Here is an 18,805-nt window from a genome sequence, read left to right as displayed (position 1 = left end):
AGAAGGAGATTTATACTCCCGCTGAAGTTTTCTATTTGTTAGGACATGTAACTCCCACTTACAGAAGTGGGAGACTTCCCTTCTAAAATGTCGTTAACAGCATTTCCCACCAGAACAGCCACAATCCCCTGATTTAGGAGTTACTTTTATTTTGAATGTCTTTCGCTCTTGACCTAAAAAGCTAGCTTCTATATTTAGAAATTTAACTAGTTCTTCATTGGTTGGGTACTTACCTATTAACACGATTTCACCGTCCAAAACAGTAACCGGCAACCCATCAATGCCCTTTTCATTTATAAAGTCATTAACTACTTTGTTATTCACAAATTCCTGTGGCGAACTTGTGAGGTTAAACCTCTCTACCTCAACTCCATTTTTCTTTAATGCACTAAGGACAGTCGAAATTCTAAGAAGCTCTGGATCTACGCCTACGCCACAAAGCCCTGTTGAGCAACACATAGCTGGTTCAAATATTTGCATTTTTTTCATTAATAATCTCTCCAATCATTTTTATTATTTTAATATTTAGTTATCATAAATATCATTTGTGACATATCAATATTGCGATCCATAATCCCCTAATCATACGTTTGTAACGTCTTTATTAAAACTGTCTTTTAGGAAACCAATTAGTTGTTTTGCTTGCTATCCTTACAAGTATTAACATAACTGGCACTTCAACTAACACTCCTACCACTGTAGCTAGAGCTGCCGGAGAGTCCATACCAAACAGTGAAATGGCAACTGCAACTGAGAGTTCAAAAAAGTTTGATGCTCCAATCATTCCAGCAGGTGCGGCAATATCATGCGTTAGCCTTAACTTTTTACTTGTTAAATAAGCAATAAAGAAAATCAGAAATGTTTGAATAGTTAGTGGTACAGCAATTAGTAAAATATGCATTGGATTGTTTATTATAGTTTCACCTTGGAATGAGAATAACAATACCAACATAAGTAGCAATCCAACGGTAGTTGCATTATCAAACTTGTGGAGGAATCTATTTTCAAAGTACTCTGTGCCTTTTTTCTTTGTTACCGTAAGCCTAGTTAAAATGCCCCCAACTAGAGGAACAACAACAAATAAAACTACTGATAGAATTAGCGTATTCCAAGGAACTGTGATGTTACTGACCCCTAAAAGAAACTTTACGATAGGTATAAATGCAACCAGTATAATTAAATCATTCGTGGCTACTTGCACAACGGTATAAGCGGGATTACCCTTAGTAAGAGAGCTCCATACAAATACCATGGCAGTGCAGGGAGCGGCCCCAAGTAATATGGTTCCTGCAAGATATTGTGTAGCTAGTTCCGGTGTTATAAATGCTTTGAATACTACAAAAAAGAAAAATGAAGCTATTGCATACATACTAAATGGTTTTATGAGCCAATTCGTTATCCAGGTTACATATAACCCTTTAGGGTTCTTTCCTACATTTTTAACGCTTTGGAAGTCTACCTTCATCATCATAGGATAAATCATTACCCAAATAAGTATAGCTGTGGGTATGGAAACTTTGGCATACTCAAACCGATTGAAGAAATCTGGAATACCTGGAATAAACTTACCGATAAGTACGCCTACTGTCATACAAATAGCCACCCAAACAGTCAAGTATTTTTCGAAAAATCCAATCTCCGGTGTTTTAACTTCACTCATAATTAATCACTCCTCCTTAGATCATCACCTGTGGTACTGAAATGTCGTTAACTTTGTGTTTTACAATCACATAAATTTTGTAGTTTACATTTATCCCGTTTTTCTCTATAAATTTATTATCTATTTTGTAGTATGTCCATTGTGCTTTTTTATAACTTTCTAATATTCCCACAGTTATAAATATTTAAAAAGACCCTAATATCAATAAATTATCTTCTGCGAAACTATTAGACTAATTTAATGACATTTTAGAAGGAACTTCTCCCTCCCCTATTTCAAACGGAAAGCTTGCTTGACATAGAGTAACATAAGTAGTAGTATAAATGTAAAGTTAACTTTCCGTAAAATAACAAAATTAAGGAGTCAATTTGCCTATGAAAAATAGATTAGAAGAAATTCGAAAGCAAAATGGTATTAAGCAGGAAGAACTCGCAACAGCCTTGGAAGTTTCAAGGCAAACCATTGGATCACTAGAAAATGGGCGATATAACCCATCTATTACATTAGCTTTTAAAATCGCTCGATATTTTAATATGTCAATTGAAGAAATTTTTATTTATGAGGAGGAATAATATGTTTTGTAAATCAGTTAAAAGTAATAAATTTTGGGCAACTTTAGTTATTGTTGGGGTTATAACTTTTATATTTGGGGTAGTATGTGCTATAAGAATTCCTGCTGACGCAAATAATTTTAATATGCTTATGGGGATGTTTACTGGTTTAGGTGGTGCATTTGTAGCGATCGGAACAGTTAAATTAATTCATTATAAAAGAACTTCTATTGTAAAATTAAAGGAAGAAGAAATTGAATTAAATGATGAAAGAAATATTCAAATTTTAAGAATTGCTTATTCTGTTGCTAGTACTATAGCGAGTGTTCTTTTTGCAATAACGGCTTTTGTATTTGTTTGGCTTGATTATAAAATACCAGCGTTTATCTCTATTGGAGCATTGTATATTCAATTGTCAGCATTTTTTATAGCATATAAGCATTTTAGTAGGAAGATGTAAACTCTAAAATGTAATATACTTTTAATAGAAATTTTTTAATTTTAGGGGTACTTAGCCAACTTTAATGCTAGCGGTACCCCTACCAAACCAATTTTTCCTACTTTACTGGGTTAATTATAAATATTTCTTAATCTCGTCAGCTGATGGAACTCTTCCCATTATCTTCACTTTTTCATCAACTACTAGAGCAGGAGTTTTCATAACTCCATAAGCCATTATTAATTTAAAATCAGTAACCTTTTCTATAGTTGCCTCAATACCTAATTCCTCCACTGCCTTTCTTGTGTTTTCCTCTAGTTTCTTACAATTAGCACATCCTGAACCTAAAACTTTAATTATCATAATATTTCCTCCTCTAAATCTATTTTTCTAAACAAATATAAATGAAAATGCATTAAATAGATATCCAATTATAACTATACCTGTTGCAACTATAGCCACAAATATAGCTAATAATTTAGGCTTAACAACTTTACTGAGCATAATTATTGATGGAAGTGAAAGAGCAGTTACTGCCATCATAAATGATAACACCGTACCAATTCCTACACCTTTTTGAAATAATGCTTCTGCTATTGGTAATGTGCCGAATATGTCAGCATACATTGGTATACCTACAGCAGTTGCCAGCAACACTGCAAAAGGGTTATTATTACCAACTACAGTTTCTATTATCGACTGCGGTATCCAATTGTGAATTGCCGCGCCAATACCAACCCCTATTAAAACATATAGCCAAACCTTATGAAATACATCTTTGACCTGCTGCTTTGAATAAGATATTCGTTCGCTCCTTGTCATCTCAATTAATTCTACATCTACATTCTCAATTTCTTTCACATAACCTTCTACATACTTTTCAAGGCCCAATTTATCAATAATAGTTCCACCTGCTACTGCTAAAATTAGTCCTACAACAACATATGCTATAGCAATTTTCGCACCAAAGAAGGACATTAAAATTAATAGTGATGCCAAATCTACGAGTGGTGATGATATAAGGAATGAAAAAGTTATTCCAAGGGGTAGCCCCGCTGCGTTAAATCCTATAAATATTGGAATGCTCGAGCAACTACAAAATGGTGTAATGGTTCCAAGTAATGCCCCTAGTATATTTCCCTTAATCCCCTTAATGTTTCCAAGAAGTTTTTTTGTTCTTTCTGGTGGGAAATAACTTTGAATATAGGATATAAGGAAAATCAACACTGATAATAGTATAAAGATTTTTATAGTGTCATAAATAAAAAAATGTACACTGCCACCTAATCTTTCTTTAATTGATAATCCAAATACATTTTCTACAAGCTTTCCAATAAGATTTGAGAGCCAAGTCATTTTTAAGATTTCATTATTGATCCAAGTAAATATTTGTTCTATTACATTCATAATTTTCACCTACCTTTATTCTAATTTAATCATCTCCTGCTGAGCTGCAAGATTAACTATTAGGGTTGCATTTGCTTTTGAACATTTCAACGAATTCATCACCTTTTTGAAGGCTTTTTAAATCCTCTTGAATCGTAGCATAATTTTCTGAATCTAAGATTATTTTCTCTAGTATCTCTTTAAGAAGTTCGTTATCTTTGTTAATGTAATAGTATATAAATTGTTCTTGTCTTTCATCTTTTACAAAGCCCATATCACGAAGTTTACCTAAGTGCTTTGAAATTTTGGGCTGCGGTTCCCCCAATATCCCTTGAATTTGGCATACACAGAGTTTTTTATGATGTAACAATACTAAAATTCTAAGTCTCGTTTCATCAGATAGTACTTTAAATAAATTCATTAGTTTTTCCATATATTTCACATCCTTAATAAGTTCATCTTCTTCGAAGCTGTTCATCTTCTTCAAAGCTATTAATTACCTGCGACGCTACAATAACACTATACTTATATACCCGCATGTGCATATAAGTATAATATGCTTAAATAGACTAATTGTCAACCATTTCTCACTATTTTTCTAAAATAAAAAGATTATGTTTAATAATCTTTTTGAAATTTCATGCTATAATGTGATTTGTAATATGTTACCTTTATTTTATGAAATTCAGAGGTCTTATATATTAAATCATCTCCTGCGGAGCTACTCAATTATAGGCTAAACTTTAGTTTGAATCGGAAGTGATTATATGAATGCAAAAAATAAAAGTTTAATAGAAACACATTTAGCAGTTTTCTTATTCGGATTATCAGGATTATTTGGAAAATTGCTCTCATTGTCTCCAATAATAATTGTCCTTGGGAGGGTTTTCTTTTCAAGTATTTTTTTATTAATTATGTTGCTTTATCTTAAGAAAGACATGAAACCAAAACAGCAAAAGCATTATTTCTATTTTGTTATAACGGGAGTAATTTTAGCAATCCACTGGAGTACTTTTTTTAAATCTATTCAGGTATCTACAGTAGCAATAGGGTTACTAACATTTACTACGTTCCCTGTTTTCGTTACTTTTCTTGAGCCATACTTTTTCAAAGAGAAAATCAGATTATCTGATATTATAATTGCAATTGTTACATTCTTAGGGGTAGTGCTTATAATCCCAGGGTTTGACCCTTCTAATAATTTAACCCAGGGAGTTTTATGGGGAGTAGTATCTGGTTTTACTTATGCGATTGTTTCAATGCTTAATAGAAAATATGTAAAAGAATATTCAAGCTTCGTAATTGCTTTTTACGAACAATTTGTAGCTACAATTGTATTAACTCCTTTTTTCTTCTTACAGAAACCTGTTTTTAATATTAAAGATATATTTTTGATGATTTACTTAGGTATTGTTTTCACTGGGATTTCTCATTCATTATTCATAAATGGTTTGAAAAATATTAAAACACAAACAGCAGGAATCATTTCCAGCCTTGAACCAGTTTACGGTATAATATTTGCTGCTTTTTTATTAAAAGAAATACCAACATTAAGAGAAATCCTAGGAGGAATGGTTATTTTAAGTGCTGTTTTTTACTCAACTATTAAATCATCTTCATAAGTAAATGTCGTTAAATCCAAATAGTTCATTTTATATTTAATGTAATATATCTAAAACACATGATTATTTACATAAAATACCTATGTGAAAATAAGAATTATAGTATAATTATGTACATCTAGCAATGAAAGATAACAAATTTTAATATGAATTAACTATATATACACTTTAAAGTTATATAAGGGGGTATTACTATGTCAAACGGAAATGATGCTTTAGATACAGAAAGAATTGTAAATGAAATATTAGAGCAGGGAGAGATTTTTAACGATATTGAAGAAGAGTTATTGCATGATTTAATAGGAAATAAGATATCCAAAGACACTACGATTACTCATAAACAAACTCTTACTTTTGGAAATAAGATGGCTGATAAAATAGCCGCATCAGTAGGCAGCTGGAGTTTTATAATTGCAGCATTAGCAATTATAGCAATATGGATAGTATTAAATATCATCTTAAAAAATTCATTTGATCCCTTTCCATTTATACTTCTTAATCTAGTACTATCATGTACTGCCGCTATACAAGCACCTGTAATAATGATGAGTCAAAATAGACAGGAAGATAAAGATAGAATAAAATCAAAAAATGATTATAAAATAAATCTTAAATCAGAATTAATTATTCAAGATATGCATAAAAAAATGGATTTATTAATTAAAAATCAAAAAATATTAGTAGAGAATCAATCTAAAATGGTAGAATATATTGAAAATTTACCAAAATTAAAGTAATTTACTTACAACAATTCTCTTAAATAATCCTTCTACATACTCAAAATCATGAATTGAACATAAAATTGGTTTTCCAGCTTCATTTAGTTCAATGATTAATTTTTTTCAGAAATATTTTAGACTCAGGATAAAATCCATTCATAGATTCATCAGTATATAGAAAAACCCCCAAATTAATTAAATTAAAATGGGGGTTGTTTTTATGTTTTATATTAAGAATCCATAAACGTTGCTACGGCATTTTTAATACTGCATCATTTGAAATGCTATTAATATTTTTCAGCGAATATTTCAAAATATGCTTGAGGATGTACACAAGCTGGACATATTTTCGGAGCACTTTTTCCCTCAAAAATATAACCACAGTTTCTACATTTCCAAATAACTGATTCTTCTTTATTAAATACTGTATTATTTTCTATATTACTTAATAGTTCTCTATATCTTTCTTCATGATGTTTTTCAACCTCAGAAATTTTTCTAAAAACAAACGCGATATCATCAAAGCCTTCCTCCTGCGCAACTTTCGCAAATGCTGGGTAAAGATCTGACCACTCTTCATTTTCTCCATTTGCTGCTGACAATAAATTTGCTTTAGTATCTCCAAGACCTACAGGATATGTGGCATTAATTTCTACCACTTCTCCATTTAAACTTTCATTTAGGAACTTAAAAAATCTTTTAGCGTGTTCTTTTTCATTATCTGCTGTTTCTATGAATATATTAGCTATTTGTACATATCCCTCTTTTTTCGCTATAGATGAATAATAAGTATATCTATTCCTAGCTTGTGATTCACCTGCGAATGATTTCATAAGATTTTCAGCTGTTTTTGTACCCTTTAATGTTTTCATAAAATGCCTCCTTGTATTTCTACTTAAAGAAAATAATTATCTCTATTAGAGTATACCCTAAATAGTATAGTTTGTTTCTTTTAATCCATACTATTTTAAGAAAGTTTACTAAATTACCTGTTAATTAAGTTTATTCTAAGTTTGTACCTTATTTCCAAACATCAGTATCAACACCAATAGATTTTGATTTGAACTTAGTTCCATCGGTTTTTTTATAATTTTTCAGTATTTTTAATGCATAGTTAGACCCAATTAATATAATTGGAACATTTACATAAACTAAAACAATATTTACAAAATCACCTATGTACCATAAATTTGTAAGTTCTAAACCAGCAAGAACTGTTAATGCGCCAAATGGAACAAAGAATAATGCACCAACCAAACGTATTCCCATGATAAATTTCTTATTTCTAGATATTAAATTTGCGGAGACTTCTGCAAACAATATTAAACCGAGCAATGTTGTAAATGCAAACATTCCATAGCATAGCGAAACAATAATTGTAACCGTCCCATCTAATGCAGTACCAGGAACTAAGTATTTGATTGAGGATAGGTAAACTGTAAGTTTCGACGCTTCTATACTTTCCCATGAAACTCCAGCAGTGCCTGTCCAAACATGTGCCATAACAATAACAAATCCAGTCATACTACATATTACCATTGTGTCAAGAAAAACTCCTAGACATTGTACAAAACCTTGTTCTGCAGGATGTTTATTCTCCGCTGTAGCAGCCGCCATTGTAATTGTTCCTTGTCCAGCTTCATTGGACATTAACCCACGCTTAATTCCTTGAGCCAAAGCCACACCAAATGCCCCACCAAATAATGCATTGGGCTTAAATGCTCCACCAATCACTTCTTTAAAGAAATACGGAACTTTATCTAAGTTAACTAATATTATTAAAATAACTATAAGTGTATAAATAACTGCCATAATAGGTACCAGTACATCTGTAACTGCAGTAACTCTTTTTATTCCTCCAATTACAGTCAAAAGAACAGTAATTATTAAGACTATTGCTATACCATAATAAACTGTAGATTGACGTCCAAAGGTTTTTCCAGCTATAGTATCAGCTATTGAACCGAAACTTGTAAATAAATGAAAAGCTTGAGATGGGATAACAAACAGTGCATATATTATAAAAAGTGAAGACAGTATAATACCTACCCACCGTTTATTTCCCAAAATCTTTTGACCATAAAATGGAAGTCCACCTACGAACTCCTTGCCATTTTTCTCTTTAAAAAGCTGTGCAAGTACAGATTCTACAAAAGCCGTGGACATACCAAAGAAAGCTGAAACCCACATCCAAAATAGTGCCCCTGGTCCGCCAACAGATATTGCTCCTGTAACCCCCATAATATTACCTGGACCTACACGCATAGCAGAACTTAGTAAAAATGATGCTAATGAACTAACTCCAGTATCTGTTTCCTTTTTTGTAGCAAGAATCTTAATTCCTTTTTTAAATGCCATAACTTGAATAAATCCAGTTTTAAATGTAAGATAAATTCCTGTTCCTAAAAGTAAAATAACTGCAAAGGCAAAATTACCCAAAACCGGAATGTTTTGATACCACTTAAAATTAGTTGGAAATTCCCATAGAAAATCCGCAATAGGAACTATAAAATCAAAAAAATTATTTATTGCTTGAAATAATACACTCATTTTTAAACCTCCATATTATAATGTTATCCTTATTATGCATTTTAGAATTAATTACTCCAAAAATTATTTGCATACGGTAATTATACACTAATAAGGTATAAAATGAATTTTTAAAAAAATAAAAGTATAAAACTGTCGTTAAACTTTATGCTTTACTATAAAAAAATCATCTTACTTTCGACTATTACGCCCAAAGCAAAATGATTTTATGGTTTTATATTTTTTTAGAAAGCAGGAATTATATCTCCTTTATATTTATCTTCAATAAATTTTTTAACTTCTGGAGAATTTAATGCCTTTGAAAGTGCTTCTATATGAGGTTTAGTTTTATCTTCTTTTCTAACTGCAAGCACATTTGCATAAGGCGAATCTTTGGATTCAATTGCTAGTGCGTCTTTTGTCGGATTTAAATTGGCTTCTATTGCAAAATTTGAATTTATAACTGCTGCATCCACATCTTTTAAAATCCTTGGAAGTTGAGGAGCGTCTAATTCAGTTATTTTAAAATTCTTTTTATTTTCAGTAATATCAAGTTTAGAAATAAGATCTCCACTTTTTAGTTTTAATAGCCCTTCCTTCTCTAGCACTCTAAGTGCTCTTGCTCCATTTGTAGGATCACTTGGAATGGCTATTTTAGCTCCATCTTTTAAATCACTTAGCTTTTTATATTTATTAGAGTACACACCCATAGGTTCAAGATGAACCTTTACAGTATAGTCTAGGTCCACTCCCTTTTCTTTACTAAAGGATTGCAAATAAGGAATATGTTGAAAGAAATTAGCATCTAATTGTCCCTCGGCTAGTGCAGTGTTTGGTGTTACATAGTCAGTAAATTCTACTATTTCGAGAGTATATCCCTCTTTTGCGAGAATCGGCTTTATAACCTCTAATATTTCTTTATGAGGCACTGGTGACGCACCTACTTTAATGATTTTTTTCTCAGTTACATCCGCCTCTTTTTTTGCTCCACATCCACTCAGTGTAAAAATTACAACTATTGTTAATAATATGCTTAATATTTTTTTCATTTTTAATTTCCTCCTTTATTTTTCTTTTAATATTTTTATAATCCAAAATTTATTTAATCATTTTTCTATACAATATATTTCCTAAGGCTTGAATTACTTGCACAATCGCGATTAATATAATTACAGTGTATATCATGATATCTGACTTAAATCTATAGTAACCATATTTTACGGCTACATCTCCAAGTCCCCCTCCACCAATTGTCCCAGCCATAGCTGAGTAACCTATAATGTTTATTATTGTTAACGTAACTCCAAGAACTATAGATGGCATTGCCTCTTTTAACATAACCTTAAAAATAATTTGATAGGTTTTTGCACCAAATGATTTAGCTGCTTCAACAATCCCATAATCCACTTCTAAAAGTGCAGATTCTATTATTCTTGCAGCAAAAGGTGCTGCGCCAAGAGTTAGAGGAACTATAGCTGCATTAGTACCTATTGTTGTTCCAACTATGATCTTAGTTAAAGGGAATATAGATATCATTAGTATAACAAACGGAAAAGACCTAAGTATATTTATTACTAAATTTAAAATTTTATAGATTAAAGTGTTTGGCCTTAGGCCAATAGGTCCAGTTATAATTAATCCTACTGCTGAAACAAATCCTAAAATAACTGTAAAAATCGTGGATACCGTTACCATATATATTGTGTCTATTAGTGCGGGTAATAAGATTTCTTTAAATAGCATTTATACTCCCCCCTTCATATTCTTCACTCTGCATTGAGCAATCATTGATTTCCCACGCTATTGATCTTTCATCTAAATATCTTAATATTTTTTCTTTATTATCCTCACTTGCATTTATTATGAGACTCCCCATTACGTTATCCCTAAATTTTTCAAGCCTTCCCCATACTATTGAAAAATCAATGTTTAATTCCCTGGCAATGGATGTTATGAGGCAACTCTTAGTAATTTCCTTTGTAAAAAATATTTTAATGTTATATCCCGTGCTAGGTAGTAATTCTTCCTCTCCCATAAGTGTTTTCATTTCCTTTGTTGGCCTAATAAATAGTTCATCGGTAATGCCATGACTTTTGATTTCCCCTCCTTCTAAAAGAATAAATTTATTACAAATTTCTTTTACCACTTCCATCTGATGGGTAACTACAATAATTGTTATATTAAATTTATTATTGATATCTCTTAAAAGTTCTAATATAGATTTTGTAGTTTTAGGATCTAGTGCAGAGGTGGCTTCATCACAAAGTAATATCTTCGGATTAAGTGAAAGCGCTCTTGCAATTCCAACTCTTTGCTTCTGCCCACCGCTAAGTTGTTTTACATTGACGTTTTCCTTATCCTTAAGTCCTACTAACTCTATTAAGCTATCTACTCTTTTTTTAATAAAATTTTTGTCGTTTCCCCATATTTCTAATGGAAATGCTATGTTTTCAAAAACATTTTTACTGTTAATAAGATTAAAACTCTGAAATATTATGCCTACATTTTTCCTAAACTCGCGAAGTTCTTTCAAACTTAGCTGTTTCACCCCTTTTCCCATTATATTAATGGTACCTGTATCATAGGTTTCAAGCCCATTAAAGCATCTAAGTAAAGTGGATTTACCAGCTCCACTGTGACCAATAACACCATAAATATCACCTTCCTCCACTGTAAATGAAACATCATTTAACACTTTAACCGCTGAAAAACTTTTACTTACACCTCGAACTTTAATCATGATATCCCTTCTCCTTTTCGTTTCTTATAATTCATCTTTACCTTTTGATACTTTCTTTAAACATTACTCTAAAAAAATAGAGCCCAAGAATAAACTTGGGCACTACTTCCAAACTTATTCTTATCTTGCAGCAATGCTGCAGGAATTAACACCATGTATCATAATATGATACTGGTTGTCGGGGTTCATAGGGCCAGTCCCTCCACCTCTCTTGATAAGACACTATTAAATTTTATTTACATCTATTCAAAAAACAAAAACCTCTTTCATCATTATATAATGATGAAAGAGGTATAAAATTACAAAGACACCTCTCTCATCTTCCGATAATTTACAATGAAATTAACGCAGGATTTAGCACCTATTCAGACAATAACGTCTGATGGTTGCCGAGATGTCATCGGGCCAGTCCCTCTATCTCTCTTGATGAGAATTAACTTATTTATTAAATTAGATTTATAATATCACTATATGAATGCTATGTAAAGAAGTTTTTATACACTTTCTCCAAACATTGTAGATTGCAATATAAAATGTCCGAAATTTTCACGAAAAATATAATGTTAAGTTGTAATGGTTTTCTGTTCCATCATATTGGCAGATAAACCGTTGAAAATCCTTCTTGGATAATTGTTGATCCAGTGCTGTATTTGCATAATTTGTTTTTTAGAGAATGCTGAAATATCCACACCTTTTGGGATAAATCGTCGTATCATTTTATTGATATTTTCGTTTGTGCCTCGCTCCCATGAACTATATGGGTGAGCATAATACACTTTAGTTCTCTTTCGTTTATTTCTTACTGAGTTCTCAATACCCTCGAAATCAAGGTTCTCACAGCCGTTATCACAGGTGATTGTTTTAAATGTTTTTGAGAATAACATTCCCATTTTACGCTCCAATTTGTCCAATTCTTTCACGACAGCCGCCTGTGATTTAGATGGTATTTTAAAGACTAACTCCTTACGAGTTACTCTTTCACTTAACACCATTAAGACAGTTTTTGTACCCTGTTTGCCAACTACAGTGTCCATTTCCCAATGGCCTATCTCATCACGTGCAGCTACCGCTGCAGGTCTCTCCGATATGCTAGTTCCTTTGGTATTGTTATACGCTGATCTTATTTTTTTATAGTTTCTCTTTTTAGCATTCTTTTTAACAGGCAGATCTTTGTTACTTATATTTAAAAACAAATTATTATCCAAATAGTTATACACAGTTTTGAAGCAAATAGTTGTTTCAAATTGTAGATTTTTATTTGTGATATTTTGAATAGCTGCATACGGAGATTCGCCATCTATACCAATAGCTTTTTCTAAGTACCTCACCAATTTGTGATCTTTTCCTATTTTTAATGCAGGACCTTTAGCGGCACCTTGTTTGTCATGCTCTGACTGCCCAATTTCTGCGCTATATTCCATTCGAGTGGTTAAGTCACTATTCAATAGTTCTACAATTCCTTTAGCAATTTCACGCCTTATTGTACGTTCTGAGCGCCCACCTATTTGCTCCGCAATACGAGTTGAATTAAGTCCCATTTTGTGTAAAGCTTCTAACTTTATGCGTTCCTCGTATGTTATGTGTTTACCTTTTCTGCTCTGTGTGATAAAATCTAATTGACTCATTTGAAATCCTCCCGTATATGTTGGTTTAGTCACTTAACATTATACAAGAGTATTTCTCTTGAGTCTTTATTTTTTTGTTACTCTTCGGTCATTTCATTATACAACTTACCACTTTCTCCAAACATCATATAACTGTCTAATGATGTTTCATCATAATATATATTTTGTTAATACTTTATATGTAACATAAATATTCATGTTAATATTCATGTTACATTATTTATGTTATAATATATTATAATAATTATATTGTTCTAGGAGGATACGTTGTATGGCTAATGTTTGAAATGCCAATAAAAAATAATTAACACCAATAGAAATCATATATCGTGGTGTTATTGACAAAATTGTAAAATAATCGTATTATACACACATAAACTAAGCACTTTTTTAATAGTATAAAACAGACCCATAAGGTCTCTTTTATGTGACCTAGTATTAGAAATTCAGTAATAACAATTGAATATATGCCTAAAAAAAGGATAATACTTATGGCGACCAAGTAAGACAACCCCCCTTTACGTATATATGAATCATGGTCATCCAGGGCTAACCCTGGACATTTTTTTGTATAATAAAAATAAGGAGGCGATATCAATGGATAATAATAAAAATGTAGAAACAGTAAAAATAGCACCGGTTAAAAAGAAACTTTGGAAAAAAATCGTTAAAGGTTTATTGATATTTTCTGCAATAATTTTCGTATCAGCTACGATAACTTTAGGATATGGTTATATTAAATATGGGTCTAAAATAGAGGCAACTATAAAAGATGCTAACAATATAGCACAAACCATAAACGAGACCTCCTTTAATACCCGAAAACCAACACAATTTTACGACACTAACGGTAAACTATTAAAAGAATTTAAGACCAATACATATTATTACACAAAAGAAGCAGACTTAAATCCCTATGTAGCCAAAGCTGTTACTTCAATAGAAGACCAAAGGTTTTATAAACATGGTGGTATAGATTATAAGGGGATAAGGAGAGCTGCCTGGGTATATATAAAGTCCAAGGGCGATATCATACAAGGTGGTTCAACAATAACTCAACAACTTGCAAGAAATGTATTCCTTTCATTTGATGTAACCTTATCAAGAAAATTAGAAGAGTCTGTTATAGCACAGAAATTAGAAGAAAGATATTCAAAAGATCAAATATTGGAATTTTATGTAAATAATATAAACTTTGGTAATGGATGTTATAGTATTGAAAGTGCTTCACAATTTTACTTTCAAAAGAATAATAAGGATTTAAATATATCTGAAATAGCTATGCTCATTTCAATACCCAATAATCCATCTGTTTTTAACCCCGTGACGCATCTGGACAATGCTATAAAGAGGAGAGACTTAGTTTTAGATAAAATGCTAAGCTTAGAACAAATTTCACAAAATGATTTTGATACAGCAAAAGCAGACGTTATTAAATTAAATATTAAACCTCATACAGCACCTGAACCTATGAGTTACGATATACAATATGCTGTTCACAATGCAACCTTAAAGTTAATGGAAAAAGATGGTTTTGTTTCTAAATACTCTTTCAGTAATGATAATGATAGAAAAACTTATTTCACTAAATATAATGATGAATATGAGAATAAAGAAAAACAACTTCTTAGTGGAAGATATAGGATAGATACATCTATCGATACTACAAAACAAGAAAAATTACAAAATGCAGTTGATAGTCATTTGGATCAATATACAAGCACAGATGACAAAACGGGTTTATATAAAAAGCAAGGTGCAAGCGTCACTGTTGATAACAATACTGGAGAAGTAGTAGCTATAGTTGGTGGTAGAAGCCAAGATGGTAACACCTTTAACAGAGCCTTCTTAGGTGTGAGACAGCCAGGTTCCGCTATAAAGCCATTAATTGCATATACCCCCGCATTTGAAAAAGGCTACATTCCCGCTAGTGAATATAACGATACTGCATTTGATAATGGTCCCGCTAATGTTGATTTTAAATACAGAGGGTCTGTATCCTTAAGATATGCAGTTGAGCAATCTATAAACACTATCCCTGTTAGATTAGTGGCAGAAATGGGCGTAAAGAATTCGTTGAAATATCTACAAAACATGGAGTTTAAGTATACAACTCCTCAAGATATTTACCCTATAATTGCTATAGGTGGTTTTACAAAGGGTGTTACGCCAGTTGAAATGGCTTCTGGTTATTCAACCCTTGCAAGAAACGGTGAATTTATAAGCCCGACTAATGTACGTAAAATAACCAATACAGTAGTTAATGAAGTGTTATTTGAAAATAACCATAAACAGACTAAAGTATATGATAGTGGTGCTTCTTATCTTATGACAGATACTTTAAAGGGTGTGCTAACAGAAAGTCGAAGTCATTCAAATTTAGCACTTAGTAACTATCCCTTTACTGCAGGTAAAACAGGAACTACAGATCAATCAAAAGACGCTTGGTTTGTAGGATATACACCTTATTATACAACCTCTGTATGGGTAGGAGATGATATTCCAGCGCCACAAAACATGTATGGAGCTCAAGAACCAGGTCAGATATGGAAAGAATATATGGAGTACCTACACCAAGATTTAGAACAAAAAGACTTTATTCGTCCTAATACAGTAGTTGATAGAAATGGGGTATTAATGAATACTCTATATATCAAATTAAATGAAAATGGTAAAATAAAAGCAGAAAATAAAGTCATAGAAAAACCAAGTGATAATGATGCAAAAAAAGCAAGTGATGATGCTGCAAAAAAGGCAAGTGATGATGCTGCAAAAAAAGCAAGCGATGATGCTGCCAAAAAAGTAACTGATGATGCTGCCAAAAAAGCAAGCGATGATGCTGCCAAAAAAGCAAGCGATGATGCTGCAAAAAAAGCAAGCGATGACGCTGCAAAAGCTGCCGCAGACGCAGCCGCCGCAAATGAAGCTGCTGCAAATGAAGCCGCCGCAAATGAAGCCGCCGCAAATGAAGCCGCCGCAAAAGCAGCAGCCGACAAAGCAGCAGCCGACAAAGCTGCAGCTGACAAAGCCGCTGCAGACGCAGCGGCAAATGAACACCCACCAGCCACAGCACCTACACAATAACCCAGCACGAACGTTAAATCATTGCCTACGGTTCTGCATTATTAATGACTTTCCTTCCGAAATGTCGTTAATCAATAATTATATTTTATTTTAAAAGAGGGGAAGTATTCAAAAATACTTCCCCTCTTTTTTTAACGCTATATTTAAGCATACCGTTGATATCCTATATACAAATCCCCTTTAATAACACAACTTAATACATAAGTCGCTCTCTTTTGGATGATGTTCAAGGTTGATTTTTTAAATTTCCATTTAATTGATGGAGATTCAGTAAATAAAAATGCCGCCACCTACTTTGTTCTATAAGCCAACCAGCTAGAAAATCTTCCTATATTTTTAAAAGAAACTATATTGCACAAGATCTCAGTTAGTTTTCCAAATTTTCTATAACAAAAATTAAATGTTAAAAATGGAATCCATTGTTTTTTGAATTTCGGCAGTCTTTTCATTATGTTTTTAAACGTGTACACCTCTTTATATATCCATAGATAGCCATTATATAATTCTTCTGCTGTCATACTCCTGGGTTTATATACAACTTGGGCAGTATTATAATTAGACAAATTAAAATCTACTATTCTATTTTCCTCGAATAATGATAAGTATAACTTTGTGCCAGGATAGGGGGTAAGAATATGGGATGTTACCGTTTCTATTTTATTTTTAACTACCCATTCTAATGTACTCTTAAATATTGAGGCATCATCTTCATCTAATCCGAAAACAAAACTAGCATTTATCATTATTCCTCTTTTATGAATTTCATCCACAAGCTTCTCATATCTATTCACACTATTTTGTACTTTATGAACACTTTTTAATGACTTACTGTTTATACTTTCAAAACCTATAAAAAGGCTTTGACAGCCTGCCGCCTTCATTTCATCTAATAGTTCAGGCATGTCAACTATATTAGAAGTAACTGCTGCATTCCACTTTAATTTAAGAGGTTTCATTTCCTTTAATAATTTTTTTGTCCATTTTGGATTTCCAACAAAATTATCATCAATAAACATTATATGTCTTGTTTTTAATTTATTTATATCTTTAATTACATCATCTATAGGTCTATTAATATAGGTTTTAAGTACATTTTTGCAACTATTATAGCAGAAATCACATTGAAATGGGCATCCCCTGCTTGTGCTAATTATATTAGTATATAAATATTTTTCATTATCGATAATATCATAATTAGGTGATACTATTTCTTCTCCCGAAATATTTTCCATATCATAATATATCTTTTTAAGGGAATTGTTTTCTTTATCCTTAAGTATCTTTACCCAAACTCTCTCAGCCATTCCCACACTTATTGCGTCAAAACTATCAACAGTTCCCTCTGGATCTGATGTTATGTGTATCCCCCCCGCAATTACTGTTACACCAAGCTTTTGGAACTCCTTTGATATTTCTACTGCTCTATTCATAACATCTACAGTAACAGTTATAACCACCAAATCTACCGGTTCATTGAAATCTATCTTTTCAACATTTTCATTCTCAATATTAACTTCATGCCCTTTTGGCGTAAGATTTGCTATTGTTAATAAAGCTAACGAAGGAGACATTCTTGTTTTTAATTTTGTATCCATAGGTCTTTGTACCATTGCAGGTTGAATTAATTTGATTTTCATATAATCCTCCTCAAATAAAGCGATATCGCATAATATTCTACGCTAGTGAGACGACCCTAATAAATTATACCATTACATACCATAATTAACTTACTATTTTTTCTATTTTCCCCGCCCGTATAACTTTCTCCTGTGTGACTCAGCTGGACAATGTTACATGTTTCATATTTCTTGAAGCTTATTAAAGTGCGCTTTCTTATTCTCTTTTACGAGAAATTCTGTATTGTAGAATTTCTTCTATATTTGAAATTAGTATACATATTTATCCTACAAATTGATGGTTCTATACCAGTGGCTTTCTCCAGTTGTTTTATATGCATTTTTATCAAAACCTGACATTCCAAATCCTATAAAGGATATAATCAGTCCCGTAAGTGTTAGAATAAAACTTAACTTTAAACAAAATTTTTTTATATTTATAATTTTCATATTCTCACCATCTTCTTTCTAAATGTATAAGAGATTTTCTGTATAAAGAATTTTGTAACATTAAAAAATTTTATAAATGTAAATTGTGTTATCAATGCACATAAAACACCTATCCCTAATAATAAAAATCCAAATCCTATTTGCGTAACAACAATATGAACTCCCTGCTTTAAGCAAAAGAAAGAGCCTGCTATACTCCATAATCCTCCCCCAAAACCTGCAAGTGCTATTATTCCTGTAACCAAAGGTATACACAAAAATATTACACATCCACATAATACTAATAAGATTATTACCGAAAGTATAGATCCCCATAATGGAAATCATCCACAATAAACCCCCTCTTTATAAGCCTGATGTGTACAATTTTGTTGATACCTACAT

The 18,805-nt window shown here is 31.9% G+C and carries 19 protein-coding genes and 2 riboswitches; of the genes, 5 read left to right on the top strand and 14 right to left on the bottom strand.

Going from position 1 to position 18,805, the window contains the following annotated elements; translation table 11 throughout:
- Window positions 1–93: 93 nt before the first annotated feature.
- Complete coding sequence (arsD, locus tag ACWJJT_RS12970; RefSeq protein WP_462954981.1) at window positions 94–489, bottom strand: arsenite efflux transporter metallochaperone ArsD; 396 nt, start codon at window positions 487–489, stop codon at window positions 94–96.
- 115 nt (window positions 490–604) lie between these two features.
- Window positions 605–1,660, bottom strand: coding sequence for an ACR3 family arsenite efflux transporter (gene arsB, locus ACWJJT_RS12965; protein WP_462954980.1), 1,056 nt, complete (start codon window positions 1,658–1,660; stop codon window positions 605–607).
- A gap of 374 nt (window positions 1,661–2,034) precedes the next feature.
- Here arsB and ACWJJT_RS12960 point away from each other — a divergent pair, with 374 nt between their 5' ends.
- Both ACWJJT_RS12960 and ACWJJT_RS12955 read left to right on the top strand, forming a co-directional pair.
- Window positions 2,035–2,232, top strand: coding sequence for a helix-turn-helix transcriptional regulator (locus ACWJJT_RS12960; RefSeq protein WP_462954979.1), 198 nt, complete (start codon window positions 2,035–2,037; stop codon window positions 2,230–2,232).
- Window position 2,233: 1 nt separating this feature from the next.
- Window positions 2,234–2,671 (top strand): hypothetical protein, encoded by a 438-nt coding sequence (locus tag ACWJJT_RS12955; RefSeq protein WP_462954978.1) that lies wholly within the window; start codon window positions 2,234–2,236, stop codon window positions 2,669–2,671.
- Between the two features lie 114 nt (window positions 2,672–2,785).
- Here the strand turns inward: ACWJJT_RS12955 and ACWJJT_RS12950 are convergent, their stop codons facing one another.
- From ACWJJT_RS12950 to ACWJJT_RS12940, 3 genes are read right to left on the bottom strand one after another with little or no spacing between them, the layout of a single operon-like run.
- On the bottom strand, window positions 2,786–3,013 hold the full coding sequence (locus ACWJJT_RS12950; RefSeq protein ID WP_462954977.1) for a thioredoxin family protein: 228 nt from the start codon (window positions 3,011–3,013) through the stop codon (window positions 2,786–2,788).
- A 27-nt stretch (window positions 3,014–3,040) separates the two neighbouring features.
- Window positions 3,041–4,057 (bottom strand): permease, encoded by a 1,017-nt coding sequence (locus ACWJJT_RS12945; protein WP_462954976.1) that lies wholly within the window; start codon window positions 4,055–4,057, stop codon window positions 3,041–3,043.
- 52 nt (window positions 4,058–4,109) lie between these two features.
- Complete coding sequence (locus ACWJJT_RS12940) at window positions 4,110–4,514, bottom strand: ArsR/SmtB family transcription factor (RefSeq protein ID WP_462956772.1); 405 nt, start codon at window positions 4,512–4,514, stop codon at window positions 4,110–4,112.
- Between the two features lie 289 nt (window positions 4,515–4,803).
- On the opposite strand from ACWJJT_RS12940, the gene ACWJJT_RS12935 reads away from it, so the two are divergent.
- Both ACWJJT_RS12935 and ACWJJT_RS12930 read left to right on the top strand, forming a co-directional pair.
- Window positions 4,804–5,658: a DMT family transporter gene (locus ACWJJT_RS12935; RefSeq protein ID WP_462954975.1), complete on the top strand. Its 855-nt coding sequence runs from the start codon at window positions 4,804–4,806 to the stop codon at window positions 5,656–5,658.
- A 194-nt stretch (window positions 5,659–5,852) separates the two neighbouring features.
- A complete protein-coding gene (locus ACWJJT_RS12930; RefSeq protein ID WP_462954974.1) occupies window positions 5,853–6,395 on the top strand; it encodes a DUF1003 domain-containing protein in 543 nt (180 codons plus the stop codon).
- A gap of 269 nt (window positions 6,396–6,664) precedes the next feature.
- Here ACWJJT_RS12930 and rbr read toward each other — a convergent pair whose 3' ends face one another.
- From rbr to ACWJJT_RS12900, 6 genes are all read right to left on the bottom strand, one after another.
- Window positions 6,665–7,249, bottom strand: coding sequence for a rubrerythrin (gene rbr, locus ACWJJT_RS12925; protein WP_462954973.1), 585 nt, complete (start codon window positions 7,247–7,249; stop codon window positions 6,665–6,667).
- Between the two features lie 148 nt (window positions 7,250–7,397).
- The gene (locus ACWJJT_RS12920; protein WP_462954972.1) at window positions 7,398–8,927 is read right to left on the bottom strand and encodes an alanine/glycine:cation symporter family protein; all 1,530 of its coding nucleotides are present in this window, start codon (window positions 8,925–8,927) and stop codon (window positions 7,398–7,400) included.
- 224 nt (window positions 8,928–9,151) lie between these two features.
- Entirely contained in the window at window positions 9,152–9,955 is an 804-nt protein-coding gene (locus tag ACWJJT_RS12915; protein WP_462954971.1) for a MetQ/NlpA family ABC transporter substrate-binding protein, read from the bottom strand.
- Window positions 9,956–10,004: 49 nt separating this feature from the next.
- Window positions 10,005–10,649, bottom strand: coding sequence for a methionine ABC transporter permease (locus tag ACWJJT_RS12910; protein ID WP_462954970.1), 645 nt, complete (start codon window positions 10,647–10,649; stop codon window positions 10,005–10,007).
- The gene (locus ACWJJT_RS12905) at window positions 10,639–11,646 is read right to left on the bottom strand and encodes a methionine ABC transporter ATP-binding protein (RefSeq protein WP_462954969.1); all 1,008 of its coding nucleotides are present in this window, start codon (window positions 11,644–11,646) and stop codon (window positions 10,639–10,641) included. The genes ACWJJT_RS12910 and ACWJJT_RS12905 overlap by 11 nt, the downstream gene beginning before the upstream one ends.
- A gap of 117 nt (window positions 11,647–11,763) precedes the next feature.
- A riboswitch (SAM riboswitch) is annotated at window positions 11,764–11,867 on the bottom strand.
- 92 nt (window positions 11,868–11,959) lie between these two features.
- Window positions 11,960–12,079: riboswitch (SAM riboswitch) on the bottom strand.
- Window positions 12,080–12,209: 130 nt separating this feature from the next.
- Entirely contained in the window at window positions 12,210–13,271 is a 1,062-nt protein-coding gene (locus tag ACWJJT_RS12900) for an IS30 family transposase (protein ID WP_462954875.1), read from the bottom strand.
- Window positions 13,272–13,868: 597 nt separating this feature from the next.
- Between ACWJJT_RS12900 and ACWJJT_RS12895 the strand changes: the two genes are divergently transcribed.
- Window positions 13,869–16,355 (top strand): transglycosylase domain-containing protein, encoded by a 2,487-nt coding sequence (locus ACWJJT_RS12895; protein ID WP_462954968.1) that lies wholly within the window; start codon window positions 13,869–13,871, stop codon window positions 16,353–16,355.
- Window positions 16,356–16,645: 290 nt separating this feature from the next.
- Here the strand turns inward: ACWJJT_RS12895 and ACWJJT_RS12890 are convergent, their stop codons facing one another.
- The 3 genes from ACWJJT_RS12890 to ACWJJT_RS12880 all read right to left on the bottom strand — a co-directional run bounded on the left by ACWJJT_RS12890 (window position 16,646) and on the right by ACWJJT_RS12880 (window position 18,678).
- A complete protein-coding gene (locus ACWJJT_RS12890) occupies window positions 16,646–17,992 on the bottom strand; it encodes a B12-binding domain-containing radical SAM protein (protein ID WP_462954966.1) in 1,347 nt (448 codons plus the stop codon).
- A gap of 267 nt (window positions 17,993–18,259) precedes the next feature.
- Entirely contained in the window at window positions 18,260–18,421 is a 162-nt protein-coding gene (locus ACWJJT_RS12885; RefSeq protein WP_462953449.1) for a hypothetical protein, read from the bottom strand.
- Window positions 18,418–18,678 carry a hypothetical protein gene (locus tag ACWJJT_RS12880; RefSeq protein WP_462954965.1) on the bottom strand — a complete coding sequence of 87 codons (261 nt, stop codon included), beginning with the start codon at window positions 18,676–18,678 and terminating at the stop codon, window positions 18,418–18,420. The genes ACWJJT_RS12885 and ACWJJT_RS12880 overlap by 4 nt, the downstream gene beginning before the upstream one ends.
- Window positions 18,679–18,805 lie beyond the last annotated feature (127 nt).

Source organism: Clostridium sp. CM041, assembly GCF_055081035.1.
The sequence above is the reverse complement of the archived record's forward strand: the minus strand, read 5'-3'. Positions and strand labels throughout refer to the sequence as shown.